This is a genomic window from Halosimplex pelagicum, from assembly GCF_013415905.1.
Classification (GTDB): domain Archaea; phylum Halobacteriota; class Halobacteria; order Halobacteriales; family Haloarculaceae; genus Halosimplex; species Halosimplex pelagicum.
The window spans coordinates 1,548,056-1,564,710 of the sequence record NZ_CP058909.1; the positions used below are offsets into that span (position 1 = coordinate 1,548,056).

Annotated in this window: 14 protein-coding genes, 1 tRNA gene and 2 pseudogenes; 10 read left to right on the forward strand and 7 right to left on the reverse strand. The window is 70.5% G+C overall.

What is annotated here, in order from left to right; translation table 11 throughout:
• Positions 1 to 556 precede the first annotated feature (556 nt).
• The 4 genes and pseudogenes from HZS54_RS07675 to trmY all read right to left on the reverse strand — a co-directional run bounded on the left by HZS54_RS07675 (position 557) and on the right by trmY (position 3,069).
• Positions 557 to 1,317: pseudogene (locus HZS54_RS07675) on the reverse strand (IclR family transcriptional regulator).
• A 308-nt stretch (positions 1,318 to 1,625) separates the two neighbouring features.
• Positions 1,626 to 2,088: pseudogene (locus tag HZS54_RS07680) on the reverse strand (winged helix-turn-helix domain-containing protein); the annotation flags it as partial.
• 205 nt (positions 2,089 to 2,293) lie between these two features.
• Positions 2,294 to 2,366, reverse strand: a tRNA-Pro gene (locus HZS54_RS07685).
• A 106-nt stretch (positions 2,367 to 2,472) separates the two neighbouring features.
• A complete protein-coding gene (trmY, locus tag HZS54_RS07690; RefSeq protein ID WP_179921580.1) occupies positions 2,473 to 3,069 on the reverse strand; it encodes a tRNA (pseudouridine(54)-N(1))-methyltransferase TrmY in 597 nt (198 codons plus the stop codon).
• Between the two features lie 122 nt (positions 3,070 to 3,191).
• Here trmY and HZS54_RS07695 point away from each other — a divergent pair, with 122 nt between their 5' ends.
• Both HZS54_RS07695 and HZS54_RS07700 read left to right on the forward strand, forming a co-directional pair.
• Positions 3,192 to 3,695 carry an OB-like fold-containing membrane protein gene (locus HZS54_RS07695; protein WP_179921582.1) on the forward strand — a complete coding sequence of 168 codons (504 nt, stop codon included), beginning with the start codon at positions 3,192 to 3,194 and terminating at the stop codon, positions 3,693 to 3,695.
• Complete coding sequence (locus tag HZS54_RS07700) at positions 3,688 to 4,191, forward strand: metal-dependent hydrolase (RefSeq protein WP_179921584.1); 504 nt, start codon at positions 3,688 to 3,690, stop codon at positions 4,189 to 4,191. The genes HZS54_RS07695 and HZS54_RS07700 overlap by 8 nt, the downstream gene beginning before the upstream one ends.
• Positions 4,192 to 4,272: 81 nt before the next feature.
• Here HZS54_RS07700 and aglM read toward each other — a convergent pair whose 3' ends face one another.
• Positions 4,273 to 5,571 (reverse strand): UDP-glucose 6-dehydrogenase AglM, encoded by a 1,299-nt coding sequence (gene aglM, locus HZS54_RS07705; RefSeq protein WP_179921586.1) that lies wholly within the window; start codon positions 5,569 to 5,571, stop codon positions 4,273 to 4,275.
• A gap of 782 nt (positions 5,572 to 6,353) precedes the next feature.
• Here aglM and HZS54_RS07710 point away from each other — a divergent pair.
• The 8 genes from HZS54_RS07710 (at position 6,354) to HZS54_RS07745 (ending at position 15,531) form a co-directional block, all read left to right on the forward strand.
• A complete protein-coding gene (locus HZS54_RS07710; protein ID WP_179921588.1) occupies positions 6,354 to 7,322 on the forward strand; it encodes an AAA family ATPase in 969 nt (322 codons plus the stop codon).
• The gene (locus tag HZS54_RS07715; RefSeq protein WP_179921590.1) at positions 7,322 to 8,341 is read left to right on the forward strand and encodes a DUF58 domain-containing protein; all 1,020 of its coding nucleotides are present in this window, start codon (positions 7,322 to 7,324) and stop codon (positions 8,339 to 8,341) included. The genes HZS54_RS07710 and HZS54_RS07715 overlap by 1 nt, the downstream gene beginning before the upstream one ends.
• The gene (locus HZS54_RS07720) at positions 8,338 to 10,587 is read left to right on the forward strand and encodes a transglutaminase TgpA family protein (protein ID WP_246391840.1); all 2,250 of its coding nucleotides are present in this window, start codon (positions 8,338 to 8,340) and stop codon (positions 10,585 to 10,587) included. The genes HZS54_RS07715 and HZS54_RS07720 overlap by 4 nt, the downstream gene beginning before the upstream one ends.
• Before the next feature lie 216 nt (positions 10,588 to 10,803).
• Positions 10,804 to 11,097 carry a stress response translation initiation inhibitor YciH gene (yciH, locus tag HZS54_RS07725; RefSeq protein WP_179911012.1) on the forward strand — a complete coding sequence of 98 codons (294 nt, stop codon included), beginning with the start codon at positions 10,804 to 10,806 and terminating at the stop codon, positions 11,095 to 11,097.
• Between the two features lie 405 nt (positions 11,098 to 11,502).
• A complete protein-coding gene (locus tag HZS54_RS07730; RefSeq protein WP_179921592.1) occupies positions 11,503 to 13,929 on the forward strand; it encodes an ATP-dependent DNA helicase in 2,427 nt (808 codons plus the stop codon).
• A complete protein-coding gene (cgi121, locus tag HZS54_RS07735; RefSeq protein WP_179921594.1) occupies positions 13,929 to 14,504 on the forward strand; it encodes a KEOPS complex subunit Cgi121 in 576 nt (191 codons plus the stop codon). Before HZS54_RS07730 ends, cgi121 begins: the two co-directional genes overlap by 1 nt.
• 55 nt (positions 14,505 to 14,559) lie before the next feature.
• A complete protein-coding gene (locus HZS54_RS07740) occupies positions 14,560 to 15,006 on the forward strand; it encodes a universal stress protein (protein WP_179921596.1) in 447 nt (148 codons plus the stop codon).
• A gap of 75 nt (positions 15,007 to 15,081) precedes the next feature.
• Entirely contained in the window at positions 15,082 to 15,531 is a 450-nt protein-coding gene (locus HZS54_RS07745; RefSeq protein WP_179921598.1) for a universal stress protein, read from the forward strand.
• A 2-nt stretch (positions 15,532 to 15,533) separates the two neighbouring features.
• On the opposite strand, the gene HZS54_RS07750 is transcribed toward HZS54_RS07745, so the two are convergent.
• Positions 15,534 to 16,058 carry a phosphopantetheine adenylyltransferase gene (locus tag HZS54_RS07750; RefSeq protein ID WP_179921600.1) on the reverse strand — a complete coding sequence of 175 codons (525 nt, stop codon included), beginning with the start codon at positions 16,056 to 16,058 and terminating at the stop codon, positions 15,534 to 15,536.
• A 102-nt stretch (positions 16,059 to 16,160) separates the two neighbouring features.
• Positions 16,161 to 16,613, reverse strand: coding sequence for a universal stress protein (locus HZS54_RS07755; protein ID WP_179921602.1), 453 nt, complete (start codon positions 16,611 to 16,613; stop codon positions 16,161 to 16,163).
• Between the last annotated feature and the right edge of the window lie 42 nt (positions 16,614 to 16,655).

The window sequence follows — 16,655 nt, forward strand, 5'->3', positions numbered from 1 at the left end:
ACCCGTCCGGCATTACCGACAGCTATCGCTCCGTCTCCTCCTCGCCAGTCCCACTATCACCCGGATACGAGTCTGCTGACGGGGTCGTGTCCGAATACGTGCCCGATATCCACACATAATCGTCCGGTAATACCGAACTGGATCGCGACCCACCGGAAGCGACCGCCCGGACGGACCACCGGTCGGAACTCGTCGACGGGCGCGATAGCGGAGGGGTTCGGCGGCCGACCCGCGCTGTCGATTACACGACTACGATCGTAATCCGACGTGCGACTCGCGGCGACGCCTCGCGCCCCGCTCTCGGCCCCGAGACCGCATCCGCGGCAACGAGAGCGGGTCGGCGACATCGGGGTCCCGCGGAACGGACGCCACCGATACGTCCGGTAATACCGGAGATATGGGTTCGAGCCGGTCGCGATACCGGGAGAGCGGGCAGTCGTTGGCGGGAGTCAACAGCGGGAACCGGCAGGGGCCGATCGCCGACGAGTGGGTCTCGCTGGCGGACCCGTCGCGATGTAAGGCGCACCGCCCGCTCGCGGCGGCGTTGCAGAGAGCGCTACGCGTGAGTCATGTTGACTTCGATGACGTTCGCGGCCCGGAGCACCTGGTGGGGATCTCCTCGTCGAACCGGTCGCCCTGCATCCGGTTTTTCGGGCCCGAGACGGAGATCGCCCCGACGACCTCGTCGTCGACGAGCAGCGGCGCGGCGATACAGCGCACGCCGGTGACGCGCTCCTCCATGTCGATAGCGTACCCCCGCTCACGGACGTCGGAGAGCTGCTCGAACAGCGCCGCCTCGTCGGTCACCGTCCGGTCGGTGATGGCGGGCATCCCGTGGCGTTCGACGAGGGCCCGGACGCGCCCCTCGTCCATGTGTGCCATCATCGCCTTGCCCAGCGCCGTCGTCTGGAGGTGAACGCGGTAGCCGTTGTACGTGTCGAGCTTCACCGCGTCCTCCCCTTCGGTCTTGTAGAGAAACACCCCCCAGCCGTGCTCCTCGATCATGAGATTCGAGTGCTCGCCCGTCTGCTCCGCCAGCTCCCGAAGCTCGGGCTTGGCCACCTCGAAAATCTTCATATCGTTTCGCGAACTCCGCCCGAACTCGAGGAACCGCGTCCCGAGCCTGTACGTGCCGTCGTCGTTGATCACCAGTTCCAGCTGTTCCAGAGTCCGGAGGTGGTCGTGGGCCGTGCTTCGCGGGATGTCCAGGTGGTCGGCCACCGTCGTCACACCGGTCCCGCCGAGTTCGCGGAGCGTCTCGACGATGTGAAAGCTCACCCGCGTCGATTTGACCGGGGGGTCGGTTTCGAGTTCCATAACGCGTCCTCTATCGGAGATTGCACGTTCGGACATTATAAATCTATTCGACATTGCCGGAAACAGTTTCACGAGACGAAGGGTTGCGGGCAGTGCCGACCACGGTCCCCGCGAGTTTTCGTTATAAATAGTTGCTCGATTTGCGATAGCCACCGGGCCCGCTGTCGAACTTTTCTGGAGACACCTATGTATTGATAGTAGAAACTATCAATATAAAAATCGAAATCTCGGTCCGGTGGATGCGAATCACTGCGGCCGCCACTGTCGGTCGCTTCGCCCGGCTCCGTCGCGTGACTCCGATCGCTCGGGCTCGTCGGCCTCGGCGTCAGATATCCGGGGTTTTCGATAGCGCAATCCGGCCTCTCTCAACAGCCGCCGGCAGCTCGGGAGCGAGTACTCCACGCCGTAGGTCTCTTCGAGGTATCGCTGGACGAGCGCGGGAGACCACGCCGGCGCGTCGATCCCGACTTCGCCCGGTGGGTCGCGAACGGTTCGCTCGAACTCGTCCTGTTCTGAATCGGATAGCTTTCGATTCCTACCAGATCGAGTATCATCGGTCACTGCCTGATCGAGCGGTTCGTCCGTGTCGAGACGCACGAGCCAGTTGTAGATCGTTCGTCGACCGGTGCCGTGCCACTCCGCGAGCTCGGTCTGCGTCACGCCGTTCTTGTAGGCGATTGCCGCTAACAGCCGCTGTGTCGGCTTGCTCCCCTCGACGCTGTCGAGCGCGTCCTGGAGCTCCCCCACGGAGATCTCTTCGAGATGATCCATTACGTCTGCGTCGACTTCTGGGCAGAAATTTCTAACGGTCGTGTCTCTCTCGGGGTGTGGTAGTTCGCCGGCGAGACGTGTGCCGCGTGATATGCCGAGTCCTGGCAGACTTTCGAGCGCCGTGTACTCGGTTCGAAGCACGTCAGGCAGCACTGCGGGAACGGCTCCGTAGCGCGTCCGCTCCGGGAGTGAGAGGGTGGAAAAGTGGGCCGGCGCGAATTCGAATCGCGGTTACGGCCACCCGAAGGCCGAAGGATACCAAGCTACCCCACCGGCCCGTGCTGGTAGCACCTGTAGAGAGACACTGGCCGTTTTTAACAGTTCCGAACCGCGGCCATCGCCCGACGGCGGGCGGCTCGGAACCCGTCGACGCCGACGAACGGTTCAGTACTCGGTGAAGCCGTCGGTGTCGAGGTAGTTGTGCGCCACCGTGATCGCGTGGTCGGCGTGGAGCGCCTGGGGACCGAGCCGCACGCGTCGGTCGGCCGCCTCGGCCAGCAGGTCGGCCTCGCGGTCGGTGAAATCGCGGTGGTCCGAGAGGACGAACACGGGGTCGGACGGCGGCTCGGCGTCGACGACGGGGTCGCCGTCCTCGTGGAGCTGGACGACGGTACCGTCGCGGGCGGCGGCGTCGAGAGTCGGCTCGAAGCCCCTGCGGGTGAGCGAGACGCCGGGGGAGGTCTCGACGGGCTGGTGGCCGATGGCTTCCTCGCGTTCCTCCAGAGCGCCGCGGACGAGGGCGGCGGTCGAGCGCTCGTCGGGGTTGAGCCGGCGCAGCTCGCGGCCGTCGAAGGTGACGGTGAACTCGTCGGCCAGCACGAGGTGGACCCGGACGGCCTCGCGGATGTCGTGCGAGAGGAAGAACGCGGAGGTGACGCAGCGACAGAGCACGTCGAGGCGGCCGGCGCCGCCGGCGATGTCGTCGAGCGAGAAGTCGGGGGTCGTCGGCGCGTCGTGGCCGAGGACGACGAACTGGCGCATGGGGGAGGTGAGACGCGGTCGCGATATACCTCCGTCGAACTGGGGCGAGTGGGGGGTTCGCCGTCGCGGGCGGCCGGTCCCGCCGCGAAACCGTTTTGGCGTCGGCCTCGCGAGACGGGAGCGTGCATCCGCTGGTTCGACTCGTCGGCGTGGTCGCGCTGCTGGGCGTCCTCGGTGGGCTCTGCGTCCACTACGACGCTACCGCGCCGACCCACAGCCCGTACCCCGAGACCGAGGCCCTCGCCACGGACTACGGGAGCCACGTCGGCGAGGACACGCTGCTGTTCGGGACGGTCCGGCGGGTCGACGCGGCCGCCGACCGGGCGACCATACGGGTCGACTCGGACGAGGGGACCTTCGAGATGACCGTCCACGGCTTCACCGAGCGCGTCCGGCCCGGCGGGGTCGTCCAGGTGTACGGCACCCTCGGTGAGGGGCGAATCGTCGACGCGTCCACCGTCGCGGTCGTCAACCCCGCGGGCGGGTCGAAGGGGTACAAGTACGCCGCGTCTGCGGTCGGCGCCCTGCTCGTCGTCGGGCTGTTCCTCCGCCGCTGGCGCGTGGACTGGCGATCGCTGACGTTCGAGGTGCGGGCGGACGACCGCGAGGTGCGCGCCGATGGCTGACCTGCTGACGCACGTCCTCGCGGCCTACGTCGTCCTGACTGTCGCGAGCTGGCGGGTCGACCGGATCACGCCGCAGTGGGTCGCCGTGGGGATGTGCGGCGGCGCGATCCCGGACCTCGTGAAGGTCGACCTCGTCGTGGACTCGATGGCCGTCGAGGGCGCGCTCGGAGCGCCGTTCACTTGGAGCGCGGTGAGTACGCTGGGCGGCGTCGCCCTGGTCGCAGGTGCCATCGCGCTAGCGTTCGGGCCCCGGTACCGGCGACGGGCGTACGCGTATCTCGTCGCCGGCGGGGCGCTATCGCTGGTCCTGGACGGGCTCCGGGTGTACGCCGACGGCCGCGCGGGCCCGTGGCTCTACCCGGTCACCTGGTGGCGGCCGCCGACGCCGAGCCTCTACGTCACGTCGGACCCGCGCGTGCTCGTCGTGGCGGTCGTCGCCGCGGCCGCGGTGTTCGCCGCGAACCGTCGCTTCAGTCGGGAGCGAACGACGGAATAGGGTCCGGACCGGCGACCCGGACCGACCGGACGATCGGCGGACTCCCCACGTGGCCCGCCGCTCACCGCGTCGACCCGCCGTTCACCACGTCAGCCCGACGTACTCGATGCCGTCGCGACGCTCGATAATGTGGCGACCGTCGAGGACCAGCGGGGTCGCCATCGCGTCGAACTCCGAGTCGAGTGCGGCGAACTCGTCCCAGTCGGTGACCGCGACCGCCGCGCGGGCGCCCTCGAGCGCCTCCGCGGCGCTGTCGGCGTACTCGACCTCGATATCGGGGTAGTGCTCGTCGAAGCTCTCGGTCGCCACCGGGTCGTAGGCGACCACCTCCGCACCGCGCTCCTGGAGCCCCTCGATGACCGGCACCGCCCGCGTCTTCCGAACGTCGTCCGTCCCGGGCTTGAACGAGAGGCCCAGCACCGCGACCCGCTCGCCGGCCACGTCCGCCCGCTCGTCGAGCAGCCCGAGCAGGCGCTCGGGCTGCAGATCGTTCACCTCGACCGCGGCTTCGAGGACGGGCGGCTCGTAGCCCGCGTCGCGCGCGGCCGCGATGATGGCGTTCGTGTCTTTTGGGAAACATGAACCGCCCCACCCGAGACCGGACCGCAGGAACTTCCCGCCGATACGGTCGTCCAGAGCGATGGCGTCGGCGACCTCGTAGGCGTCGACGTCGAACTCCTTGCAGATGTTTCCGATGTCGTTGATGAGGGAAACCTTCGCTGCGAGGAAGCCGTTGTTGGCGTACTTGATCATCTCGGCCTCGCGGAGACCGGTCTCGACGACGGCGGCGTCGCTCTCGGCGACGAGCGGCGCGAACACGTCGCCGAGCGTGTCGTAGGCCGCGGGCTCGCGGGCGCCGAAGACGACCTTCTGGGGGTCGAGGAAGTCCTCGACGGCGGTGCCCATGCGGAGGAACTCGGGGTTCATCGCGACGTGGAAGCCCTCGCCGGCGGTCTTCCCCGACGCCTCCTCGATGGCGGGCGCGACGACCTCCTCGGTCGAACCGGGGACGACGGTGCTCTTGACGACGACGAGGTGGTCGTCGTCTTTCTCCGCGAGCGCCTCGCCGAGCGAGGCGGCGCCGGCCTCCATGTAGGCCAGGTCGATGGCGCCGTCGGCCTCGGAGGGGGTCGGCAGCGCGAGGAAGGTCACGTCCGTCTCGCGGACGGCGTCGTAGTCGGTGGTCGCCCGGAGGGTGTCGCCGGCGTGTTCGGCCACGAGGTCGGCGAGGCCGGGCTCGTGGATCGGCGACTCCCCGTCGTTGATCGCGGCGACGATGTCCTCGTCGACGTCGACGTTCGTCACGTCGTGCCCCAGGTCGGCCAGACAGGCGGCGACCGTCGTCCCGACGTAGCCGCTGCCCACGATGCTGACGTGCATTGACCGATGGGTTGGCCACCCCAGGTCTTCAGGATTCGGATCGGTACGGGACCGCGTTCGATTCGATGTGCTCGTTTATGGGTTGTCTCTGTTGGACGAGTCGTGGAAGGAAGTCGAACGACAGCGACCGCACTCGACGGGTACTGCAGGCGATGAAAGCCCTCGCCGCGCTCGCTAGCCGGAGTCGCGACCGCAGGGAACGGTGAACGATGAAAGCCATCGCCGCGCTCGCGGTCGCTGAGCGGGATATCCGCGCTCTCGGCACCGCCCGCGCGGATAGTGGCCCGCTCAGACGACCACGCAAGCGCGAGCGCGCCTCGCCCTTTCAGTCCGCCAGGACCGCAACCACAAACCGCCCCGCACAGCGACCGCAGACGGCCACGAGCCTCCCCAGCCGATTCGCTCCGTCACTCCGTTCCCCTCGCTCATCCCTCGCGCGACTGTTTCGAGCGGCCCGCCAGGAGGCGGGCACGCTCGACAGCACGCGCCAACCGCTACCGCACCACTACCCGCAACCGCAATAGCCGTCACCTGCAGATAGCATCCGGCGCCGCAGGCGCCGGTTCACCGCTCGCGCCGACGGCGCGAGCGGCCTTTTTCACCCATGTTTTTGCCGGAGGGGTGGGCCCGGTTGCCCACCCCTCCGGGAAAAAGATGGGGAACAAACGTTACTTATCTCCGGCCGTAAGCCATGATACCGAACGTCCCGTGGGACGCCGTCCCACTCCCCGGTCGCCGCCGTCGCCTCCGCGCTCGGCGGCGCGTCGGAGCCGTAGCCACCAATGACAGATACAGACACCCCAGTCTCCGGTCGCCAGGAGAGCACGGTCGAAGACGTAGACGACGCCCAGGCGGTGGTCTCGCGGGTCGTCGACAACGTCGAACAGGTGATCGTCGGCCACCACGGCGAGATCGAGCACATCCTCACCGCCCTGCTCGGGCGCGGGCACATCCTGCTGGAGGACGTGCCCGGCGTCGGCAAGACGATGCTCGCCAGGGCCGTCTCCCGGTCGTTCGACGGCTCGTTCAAGCGCGTCCAGTTCACGCCCGACCTGCTCCCTTCGGACGTGACCGGCGTCAACGTCTACAACCAGCAGACCGAGACCTTCGAGTTCCGCCCCGGCCCCGTCTTCGCCAACGTCGTCCTCGGCGACGAGATCAACCGCGCACCGCCGAAAACGCAGTCGGCGCTGCTCGAAGCGATGGAGGAAGACCAGGTGACCGTCGACGGGGAGACCCACTCGCTGCCCCATCCGTTCACCGTCATCGCGACCCAGAACACCGTCGAACGCGACCGCACGTACGAGCTGCCGATGGCCGAACTCGACCGCTTCATGAAGAAGCTCCACCTGGGCTACCCCGGTCGCGACGAGGAGACGGAGATGCTGGACCGGATGGTCGGCCACCACCCCATCGACGAGCTCAAATCTGTGGCGACGCTGGACGACCTCCGCCGCGCCCGGGAGACGGCGGCGAACGTCACCGTCGAGGAGAGCGTCCGCGCGTACGTGACGCGCCTGTCGCAGTTCACCCGCCGTCACGCCGAACTCGGCGTGAGTCCGCGGGGCGGCCTCGCAGTGCTGCGCGCGGCCCAGGGTCGGGCGATCCTGGAGGGTCGGGCCTACGTCATCCCCGACGACGTGCAGACCGAGGCCGAGGTCGTCTTCCCGCATCGCATCCGGACGAGTACGGACGAGACGACGCCGCGGGCCGTCGTCGAGAACGCGCTCGAATCCGTCCGCGTCGAGTGATGCGGCTGACACGCAGAGGCTACGGCGTCCTGGGCGTGGTCGTCCTCGCGGAGGCGCTGGCGATCACCTACGGCGCCCGCGCGCTCAACGCCGTCGCCGCGCCCGCCGTCGTGGTCCTGCTGGCCTCGGCGGTCCAGCTGTGGCGCACGCCGGCGCCGACGGCCGAGCGCGACCGCGTCCCGGCCGGCTTCCCCGGCGACACCCGCGAGGTGACCGTCGACGTCGACGGCGGCGGCGTCGCCGAGATCGACGAGACCGTCCCCGAGGGGCTCGACGCCGACGGCGCCAGCGCCGAGGCGTCGCTGCCGACGGCGTTCACGTACTCGCTGACCTGCGTCGAGCGGGGCCGTCACAAACTGGGGCCGCTGGAGGTCCGGGTCCGGGACATGCTCGGGCTGGTCGAGCGGACCAGCCGCGCCGGGTCGACGACGCGCGTGCTCGTCTACCCGCCGGTGTACCAGGTCGCGGGCCGGGACGCGATCCTCCGGCACGTCCTCGAACGCTCGGAGGTCGAGCGCCAGGAGTTCGACTCCATCCGCGAGTACGCGCCGGGCGACCCGCTGCGGGACGTCCACTGGAAGTCGACGGCGAAATCCCCCGACGATATCTACGTCACCGAGTTCGCCGACAACCGCGTCGAGGACGACGACGTCACCATCGCGGCGGTCGGCGACGCGGGATCGATCGACGAGATGGCGGCGGCGGCCGCCAGCGTCGCCGTGATGGCGCTGGACGCGGGCCTGGCCGTCGAACTCCTGCTCCCCGACGCCCACGTCCGGCTGGGCCGGGGCGACGGCCACCGCCAGCGGCTGCTCGCCACGCTCGCCGAGACGAACACCGACTTCACCTCGCCGTTCCAGACGTACGCCCTCGACGACGACGTGCTGGCCGACGCCGACGTGGTGGTCCGGAGCACCGCCGACGGCGTCACCCTCGCCTTCGGCGCCGACGAGCGCGACTTCGAGGATGTCACGGCCAGCCGTGAGAACCCGCTGTCCGCCCGGGGGGTCGGGTCGTGAGCACGGAGACGCGCGCGGCCGACGCCGCGCTCGACCTGGAGGGGCTCGACCCGGTCAGGGCCGTCGCGCTCGGCGGGATCGGCCTGCTGATCGCGGCCTACGGCTCCGTCTTCTATCGGTTCATCGACGTGACGGGCGAGCCGCTGGCGTTCGTGGTCCTCGGGGCGGCGACGCTGGGGGCGGCGACGCTGCTCGCGCGGTCGCTACGGCTGCGCTGGGCGGCGTTCGTCGCGGTCGGGCTGCTGGCGACCGGACTGACGCTGTACATCTTCAGCCTGCCGCGCCAGCCGCCGCTGGTCCCGCTCGTGACCGACGCGGTCGCGCTGATGACCGGCCGGTCGCTGCTGCAGGTGACCAACGTCGACCTGTGGGTGCTCGGCGTCGCGCCCGGCCCGCTCTTTCTGACGTGGTATCTGGCCGTGCGCCGGCGCTACGTCGGCGGCGTCGTCGCGGGCGGGGCGACGCTGGGCTTCCTCGTGTTGACCGGCGACGCGTCGAACGTGACGACGCTCGTCGGCGTCGTCGGCGGCATCGTCGCGGTCGCCGTCGGCGACATGGACCGGCGGGGCGACTCCCTGCGGGCGGCCGAGCCGCTGGCGGTCCTGCTGGCGGCGCTCATCCTCCTCTCGGCGGTCGCGCCGGTCGTGCCCGCCGGCCCCTCGCGGACCGCCGACACCTGGTCGAGCTTCCAGACCGGCGGCCCGGGCGGCACGGTCGAGGCGAACCTCGTCGAGGCCGACAGCCAGCTGGGCATCGCGGGCAACCTCTCGCTGTCGCCGGAGGTGCGGTTCCGCGTCGAGAGCGACACGGAGTCGTACTGGCAGATCGGCAGCTACGACCGCTACACCGGCGACGGCTGGATCCGCACCGGCAGCAGCTACTCCTACAACGGTCGCATCCAGGGGCCACCCGGCCAGAGTCGGACGGTCGACCAGACCTACACCGCCATCGACGAGATCGGCGTCCTGCCGGCGGCCTGGAAACCCGTCGAGGTCGGGGGGAGCGTGTCCGACCGGGCGCGCGTGACCGACCTCGACGGGCTCGAACTCGACGGGTCGCTGGCGAGCGGCGAGCGCTACAGCGTCACCAGCCGCGTCCCCGTCGCGAGCGCGCGCGACCTGCGGTCGGCCGGCACCGACTACCCCTCGGCCGTCGCCGAGCGGTTCACGCGGCTGCCCTCCAGCACGCCCGACCGCGTCGCCGAGCGGACCGAGCGGATCACCGCTCGCGCCGACAGCCCCTACGCGACCGCGCGGGTCGTCGAGCGGTGGCTGGAGAACAACAAGAACTACTCGCTCGACGTGGACCGGCCCCGCGGGAACGTCGCCGACGAGTTCCTCTTTGAGATGGACGCCGGCTACTGCACCTACTTCGCGACGACGATGGCCACGATGCTCCGGTCCCAGGACATCCCGGCGCGGATGGCCGTCGGCTACACGTCCGGCGAGCGCGTCGCCGAGGACGAGTGGGTCGTCCGCGGCTACGACGCCCACGCCTGGGTCGAGGTGTTCTTCCCCGAGGTGGGCTGGGTGCGCTTCGACCCGACCCCCGCCGGCCCGCGGGAGGCCACCGAGCAGGGCGAACTCGCCGAGGCCCGCGAGGACAACCGCACCGACGTGGACACGAACGACACCGGCTCCGGCGAGTGGACGCCGACCCCGACGGCCACCCCCGCGCCGCTCACCCCGCGAGCCGAGCAACCCGTGCAGGAGGCCCCCGGCCGGGTCACCGTCCCCGACCGGATCACCCGTCCCGGCGGCGGCCCCACAGGTAACGTGACCGTCTCCGGCCCGACCATCACGCGCCCGCCGACCGACCCGCCCGGCGGCGGCGACGACGGGAGCGACGACGGCGCCGCCGGACCGTTCGGCGGCCAGCCGCCCACCCGCGCGGAGGCGACGCTGTCGGTCATCGTCCTGGTCGGCGCCGTCGTCGCGCTCCGGCGGACGGGCGTCACCGGCCGGGTCTACCGGGCGGTGTGGCTGCGCTACCAGCCGACGAAAGACCCCGCTACCGACGCCGAGCGGGCGTTCGACCGCCTGGAGTACCTCCTCGCCGAGCGCCATCGCCCGCGCCGCCCCGAGGAGACGCCGCGGCAGTACCTCGCTTCCGTCGGCGCCGACGAGCGGGCCGCCCAGGTCGCGGCCGTCCGCGAACGCGCGAAGTACGCCGGCCGGGTCACCCGCGAGGAGGCCGACGAGGCGGTCGACCTGGTCGACGACATGGTCGGCTGGCGCGGCGCCTGAGCCGCGGAGTGGGCGCCGGCCGAGTCGTCGGGCGGCGCGGTCCCCGGCGTCGGGATCGCCGTCGGGCGGCGACCGTGGGAAGTCCCGACAGTGTTTAATAGGTCGATTTCGTAGGCGGATGCGTAATGTCGGAAGTCTGCTCGCTGAACAAGGCGAGTACGCCGCACGACCTCAGTCACAGCCCGTCAACCACCGAGACCGAACGCGCGGGTCAGTATGTCTGAGGTCTGCTCCACGTGTGGGCTGCCCCAGGAGCTCTGCGTCTGCGAGGACGTGGCCAAGGACTCCCAGGAGATCAGCGTCCACATCGACGAGCGCAGATACGGGAAAGAGGTAACGATCATCGAGGGATTCGACCCGAAGGACGTCGACATGGACAGCCTCTCGTCGGACCTCAAGTCGAAGTTCGCCTGTGGGGGCACCGTCGAGGACGGCTCCATCGAGCTCCAGGGCAACCACACTGGACGCGTCGAGGACTTCCTTCGAGACAAGGGATTCAACGTCGCCTGACCACCCTCGTGGTCCCGTAAGCGCGGACGGATAGCACGTTTTGGCCCGTCTCTCGGGTCCGGTCGTTCGTTTCTCGCCAGCGGCTCGCTCGTTTCGAGGTATGAGTCGAGCAGTGGTGTCCGGTCGAGCTAGCTTGGAAGGGAGTCGACCGACGGCGACCGCGCTCGGCGGCATGCGATGAACGCCCTCGACGCGCTCGCGGTCGCTGTCCCCGAAAATTCCGATTTTCGGGATCGGGCGAGAGCCTCGCTCTCTCGAACCAAGCGGGAGATCCGCGCTCTCGGCACCGCCCGCTCACGGCACGGCCGTTCGCTTCGAGGCGCTGGCGACGAGGAAACCGCGGCGGGAAAAAGATGGGAGCCGGTCCCGACAGTTTAAATCACGGAGCGCACTACCACGCTCGTAATGGACGTCGCGGACATCCCGGCCGTGCCCGAGTGGTTGCCCGACCACCTGCGCGCGGACGGCATCGAGTCGCTGTACCCGCCACAGGCCGAGGCCGTCGACGCCGGCGTCACCGAGGGCGAGAACCTGGTCGCCAGCGTCCCCACGGCCAGCGGGAAGACGCTGGTCGCCACGCTCGCCATGCTCGCCTCCGTCGAGCGCGGCGGGAAGGCGCTGTACATCGTTCCCCTGCGCGCCCTGGCGAGCGAGAAGCGAGAGGAGTTCGAGCAGTTCGAACAGTACGGCCTCGAAGTGGGAGTCTCGACCGGCAACTACGAGTCCGAGGGCGGCTGGCTCGCGACGAAGGACATCGTCGTCGCGACCAGCGAGAAGGTCGACTCGCTCGTCAGGAACGACGCGCCGTGGCTCGACGAGTTGACCTGCGTCGTGAGCGACGAGGTCCACCTCGTCGACGACGGCGAGCGCGGTCCCACCCTCGAAGTGACGCTGGCGAAGCTCCGCCAGCTCAACCCGGACCTGCAGACCGTCGCGCTGTCGGCGACCATCGGCAACGCCGAGGCGCTCGCCGAGTGGCTCGACGCCGCGCTGGTCGACTCGGACTGGCGCCCCATCGAGCTGAAGAAGGGGGTCCACTACGGGCAGGCGCTCCACCTCGAAGACGGGAGCCAGAGCGAGCTCCCGGTGCGCAACTCCGAGAAACCCACCGCCGCGATCGTCCGCGACACGCTGGAGGACGAGGGGTCGACGCTGGTGTTCGTCAACTCCCGCCGCAACGCCGAGGCGGCCGCCGGTCGACTCGCGTCGACGGTCGAGCCGCACCTCACGCCCGACGAGCACGAGCAACTCGCGGACATCGCCGACGAGATCCGGGACGTGAGCGACACGGACACGAGCGACGACCTGGCCGAGGCCGTCGAGGGCGGCGCCGCCTTCCACCACGCCGGCCTCGCGTCGGGGCACCGCTCGCTCGTCGAGGACGCCTTCCGCGACCGGCTCGTGAAGGTCGTCTCCGCGACCCCGACGCTGGCGGCGGGGGTCAACACGCCCTCGCGGCGCGTGGTCGTCCGCGACTGGCGCCGCTACGACGGCACCGCCGGCGGGATGCAGCCCCTGTCGGTGCTGGAGGTCCACCAGATGATGGGACGGGCCGGCCGACCCGGACTGGACCCATACGGCGAGGCGCTGCTGATCGCCAACAGCCACGACGAACTCGACGAGCTGTTCGAACGGTACGTCTGGGCCGACCCCGAGCCCGTCGAGTCGAAACTCGCCGCCGAGCCCGCGCTGCGGACGCACATCCTCGCCACCGTCGCCTCCGGGTTCGCCAACTCCCGCGAGGGACTCCTCGAATTCCTCGAAGGGACGCTGTACGCCTCCCAGACGACCGAGCGCGGTCGGTTGGAGCGCGTGATGGACGACATGATCGAGTACCTGGAGCTGAACGAGTTCATGGAGCGCGACGGCGGGGACCTGGCCGCGACCTCGCTGGGCCACACCGTCTCGCGGCTCTACCTCGATCCGATGAGTGCCGCGGAGATCATCGACGGTCTGCGCGCCTGGAAACGCGGCGACGGCCGCGCCCGCGCGGACGACGGGGCGAGCGCGGCCGATCGACCGGCCGCCGACGCGGCCGCCGAGGGCGAGGAGCCGCCGGGGTTCACGACCGCGAGCGATCTCGCCGACGACGGCGACGGCGACGAGGAGGCCGAACGACCGGACCCCACCGCGATGGGGCTGTACCACCTCGTCGCGCGCACGCCGGACATGTACGAGCTCTACCTGCGCTCGGGCGACGAGGAAGAGTATCAGATGCTCGCCTTCGAGCGCGAGGCGGAGTTCCTCGGGTCGATGCCCAGCGAGTTCGACCCCGCCTTCGAGGACTGGCTCTCGGCGCTGAAGACCGCGCGCATGCTCGAAGACTGGGCCAGCGAGGTCGACGAGGAGGTAGTCACCGACCGCTACGGCGTCGGCCCCGGCGACGTGCGCGGCAAGGTCGAGACCGCCCAGTGGCTGCTCGGCGCGGCCGAATCGCTGGCCGGCGAACTCGGCCTTGGGCTCGCGCCGGCGATCCGCGAGGCGCGGGTCCGGGCCGAACACGGCGTCCGCGAGGAGCTGACCGACCTCGCGGGCGTTCGGAGCGTCGGCCGCAAGCGCGCCCGCCGGCTGTTCGACGCGGGCATCGAGGATCGGGCCGACCTCCGGGAGGCCGATAAGGCCGTGGTGCTCGGCGCGCTCCGCGGGCGCGAGCGCACCGCCGAGACGGTGCTGGAGAACGCCGGCCACCGCGACCCCTCGATGGACGGCGTCGACCCCGACGACAGCGCCCGCCCCGACGAGAGCGAGGGGGGCGCGAGCGCCGACGGGAGCGGAGCCGCGGGCACCGAGCTGGACGACGAGGAGGACCAGTCGAGCCTGGGTGACTTCTGATGGAGCTGATCGAGGGCGTCGCGACCGTCGAGGACCTGGACGCGTTCGTCGCTCGCCTGGGCGAGATCGGCGGCGAACACGGCGTGACGGTCCAGGCGTTCGACGCGCGCTACGTCGTCGACCGTGCTCATCTCGTCCGGGCGGTCGAGCTGGCCGACCGGGCGCTCGCCCGCGGCGAGAACGTCGCCCGCGATCGCGCGGTCGAGATCCTGCTGTACGCCGCCGGCACTCGCCAGATCGACCGCGCGCTCGAACTCGGCGTCAGCGACGGCGAGTGCCCGGCCGTCGTCCTCGTCGACGCCCGGGACGGCACCGAAGGGGACGGAGAGGACGAAGTGGACAGCGGGGCCGAAGCGGCGGACGGGAGCGCCGCGGAGGCCGAACGACGGGCCGCAGCGGCCGTCCGCGGGATGGACGGACCGGGTCGGATCGAATCCGCGGAGACGCTCGGGGCGTTCGACGCCGACCGGGTCCGCGAGTACTTCGAGGTGAGCGACGCCGAGCTGGACGCGGTCGAGGGGTCGCTGGCCGACGTGGTTCGCGAGCGGGTCGCGCTGCTCGACGTGGCGAAGTGAGTTCCCGGCGCGCCCGGCCGTCACCAGTTTAACCCCCCGAGTCGAACCGTCACACATGTACGAGGACATCCTCGTTCCGACGGACGGGAGCGCGGGCGCGAGCGCGGCGCTCGAGGAAGCCATCGAGCTGGCCGACCAGTTCGACGCGACGATCCACTCGCTGTACGTCGTCGACCTGGCGTCGCTCGGCACCGAGGCCGGCGCCGTCGACATGGTCGAGTCCTTCGAGCAGATGGGCGAAGAGGCGACCGAGGCCGCGGCGACTCGGGCCCGCGACGCCGGCGTCGCGGCCGAGGGGTCGGTCGCGACCGGCAGCCCCCACCGCGAGATCCTCGACTACGTCGACGACCACGGGGTCGACCTGGTGGTCATGGGCACCCACGGCCGCACCGGGCTGGAGCGGTACCTCCTCGGCAGCGTCACCGAGAAGATCGTCCGCACCGCCGACGTGCCGGTGCTGACCGTTCGAGCGGACGAAGACGGGACCGAGGACGACGAGTAGCGACCGGGGAGTGTGAGCGGCGAGCGGGCGCGTCCGGGAGAAAGGCTCAGGGCCGTTCGTGCCCTACGGTAGCACATGCGATTCGCAGTGGCGATCGACGGTTCGAGCGAGAGCGACCGGGCGCTCGACCACGCCGTCGAGATGGCGACCGCCGCGGGCGCCGCGCTGACCGCCGTCCACTCCGTCGACCCCGACGTGTACGACACCGGCGGGACCGAGCCGCCGACCGACCGCGCCGAGTACGACGACCGGCCCGTCGTCGAGAGCGTCGACGACGCCGAGCGGCGGGGCGAGCGCCTGCTGGACGACGCGGTCGAGCGCGCGGCCGACGCGGGACTGGATATCGACGCCGAGCTGCTGTACGGCGACCCCGTGCGGACGATCCCCGACTTCGCGACGACCGAGGGGTACGACGGCGTCTTCGTCGGCCACCGCGGCCTCTCGGAGGCTCAGGAGCGTGTCCTCGGTAGCGTCGCGAAGGGGATCGTCGAGCGGTCGTCGCTGCCGGTGACCGTTGTCCGCTGAGCTCAGGCGTCCGCCGCGTCGTCCCCGGAGTCGTCGCCGGACGCCCCGTCGGGAGGCGATTCCTCGCCCGCCGACAGCTCGCCGTGTTCGTCGATCTCGCCGCCGACCAGTCGCGTCGAGGAGATGCGTTCGCCGTCGGCCGCGCGGACGAACGGGACGACGAACCCCTCCATCGGGGCGAGGTTCCGCCGGACCCGCTCGGCGTTGATGTCGGCGATCTCGTGGGCCGTCTCCGGGGAGACGACCAGCGCGTCGAGGGTCGGTTCCGTCGATGCGATGCCGTGTTCGTCGTGTAACTCCCGGATCTCCACGTCGCGGCCCCACTCGTCTACCCGGTCGAGTTCGACGCGGAGCCGTTCGCGGCGGTCGGCGAAGTCGGGGACCGGGCGCTCGCGCTTGCCCCGGGCGAACTCGTCGCTCGTCAGCGCGACGAGGACGCCTTCGTCGCCGCGTTCGAGCGCTTTCCGGAAGAGCGCGCGGTGTCCGTCGTGGATCGGTCCGAACGTGCCGGCGACTGCGACGCGCATACCCGCACCTGGGGCGGACGGGAGAAGTGTCTCACGGGTGGATACGCAACCCGACTGCCGCGACCCGAGGTCGGGCGGCGCCGCGGGCCGCCGGGCGGACGGCTACCCCCCGACGAGCGCACCGGGCGCGACGACGGTGTCGGCGACCCGTTCGAGTTCGCGCCGGACCCGGCCCGGGCGGCGTCGACCGGCGAGCACGACCGCGTCGGCGTCGATCTCGGCGGCGTAGGCGGGCAGCTCCTCGTTGGGACGGCCGTGACAGCACCGGGTCCGGACGACGATATCGCGCTCGCGGCCCCGCCGGTCGACGGCGGCGAGCAGCTCGTGGCCCGCGTCCTCGGCGTCGTCGACGAAGATCTCGGCGCTCGACAGCGCCGGCTCGCCGTAGCGCCCCGTGTCGACGACGTACAGCGCGTGAACCGTGGCGCCCGTCCGCTCGGCCGACGCCAGCGCGTGGTTGATCGCCCGGTCGGTCGCCTCGGCCCGGTCGGTCGTCTCCGCCCCGTCCCCCTCGGTCGCGCTCCCGTCGAGCGAGAGCAGGATGCGCTCGGTCATCGATCGGAGGGAGTCGGATCGGCGGTAAATAACTGCGAGACG

Excerpts from the sequence above, each read along its gene's own strand:
- HZS54_RS07755 (WP_179921602.1), bottom strand. The coding sequence starts at position 16,613 with ATGACCGAGCGCATCCTGCTCTCGCTCGACGGGAGCGCGACCGAGGGG.
- cgi121 (WP_179921594.1), top strand. The coding sequence starts at position 13,929 with ATGGAGCTGATCGAGGGCGTCGCGACCGTCGAGGACCTGGACGCGTTC.
- HZS54_RS07715 (WP_179921590.1), top strand. The coding sequence starts at position 7,322 with ATGCGGCTGACACGCAGAGGCTACGGCGTCCTGGGCGTGGTCGTCCTC.
- HZS54_RS07750 (WP_179921600.1), bottom strand. The coding sequence starts at position 16,058 with ATGCGCGTCGCAGTCGCCGGCACGTTCGGACCGATCCACGACGGACAC.
- HZS54_RS07710 (WP_179921588.1), top strand. The coding sequence starts at position 6,354 with ATGACAGATACAGACACCCCAGTCTCCGGTCGCCAGGAGAGCACGGTC.
- yciH (WP_179911012.1), top strand. The coding sequence starts at position 10,804 with ATGTCTGAGGTCTGCTCCACGTGTGGGCTGCCCCAGGAGCTCTGCGTC.
- HZS54_RS07700 (WP_179921584.1), top strand. The coding sequence starts at position 3,688 with ATGGCTGACCTGCTGACGCACGTCCTCGCGGCCTACGTCGTCCTGACT.
- aglM (WP_179921586.1), bottom strand. The coding sequence starts at position 5,571 with ATGCACGTCAGCATCGTGGGCAGCGGCTACGTCGGGACGACGGTCGCC.
- HZS54_RS07740 (WP_179921596.1), top strand. The coding sequence starts at position 14,560 with ATGTACGAGGACATCCTCGTTCCGACGGACGGGAGCGCGGGCGCGAGC.
- HZS54_RS07745 (WP_179921598.1), top strand. The coding sequence starts at position 15,082 with ATGCGATTCGCAGTGGCGATCGACGGTTCGAGCGAGAGCGACCGGGCG.
- HZS54_RS07730 (WP_179921592.1), top strand. The coding sequence starts at position 11,503 with ATGGACGTCGCGGACATCCCGGCCGTGCCCGAGTGGTTGCCCGACCAC.
- trmY (WP_179921580.1), bottom strand. The coding sequence starts at position 3,069 with ATGCGCCAGTTCGTCGTCCTCGGCCACGACGCGCCGACGACCCCCGAC.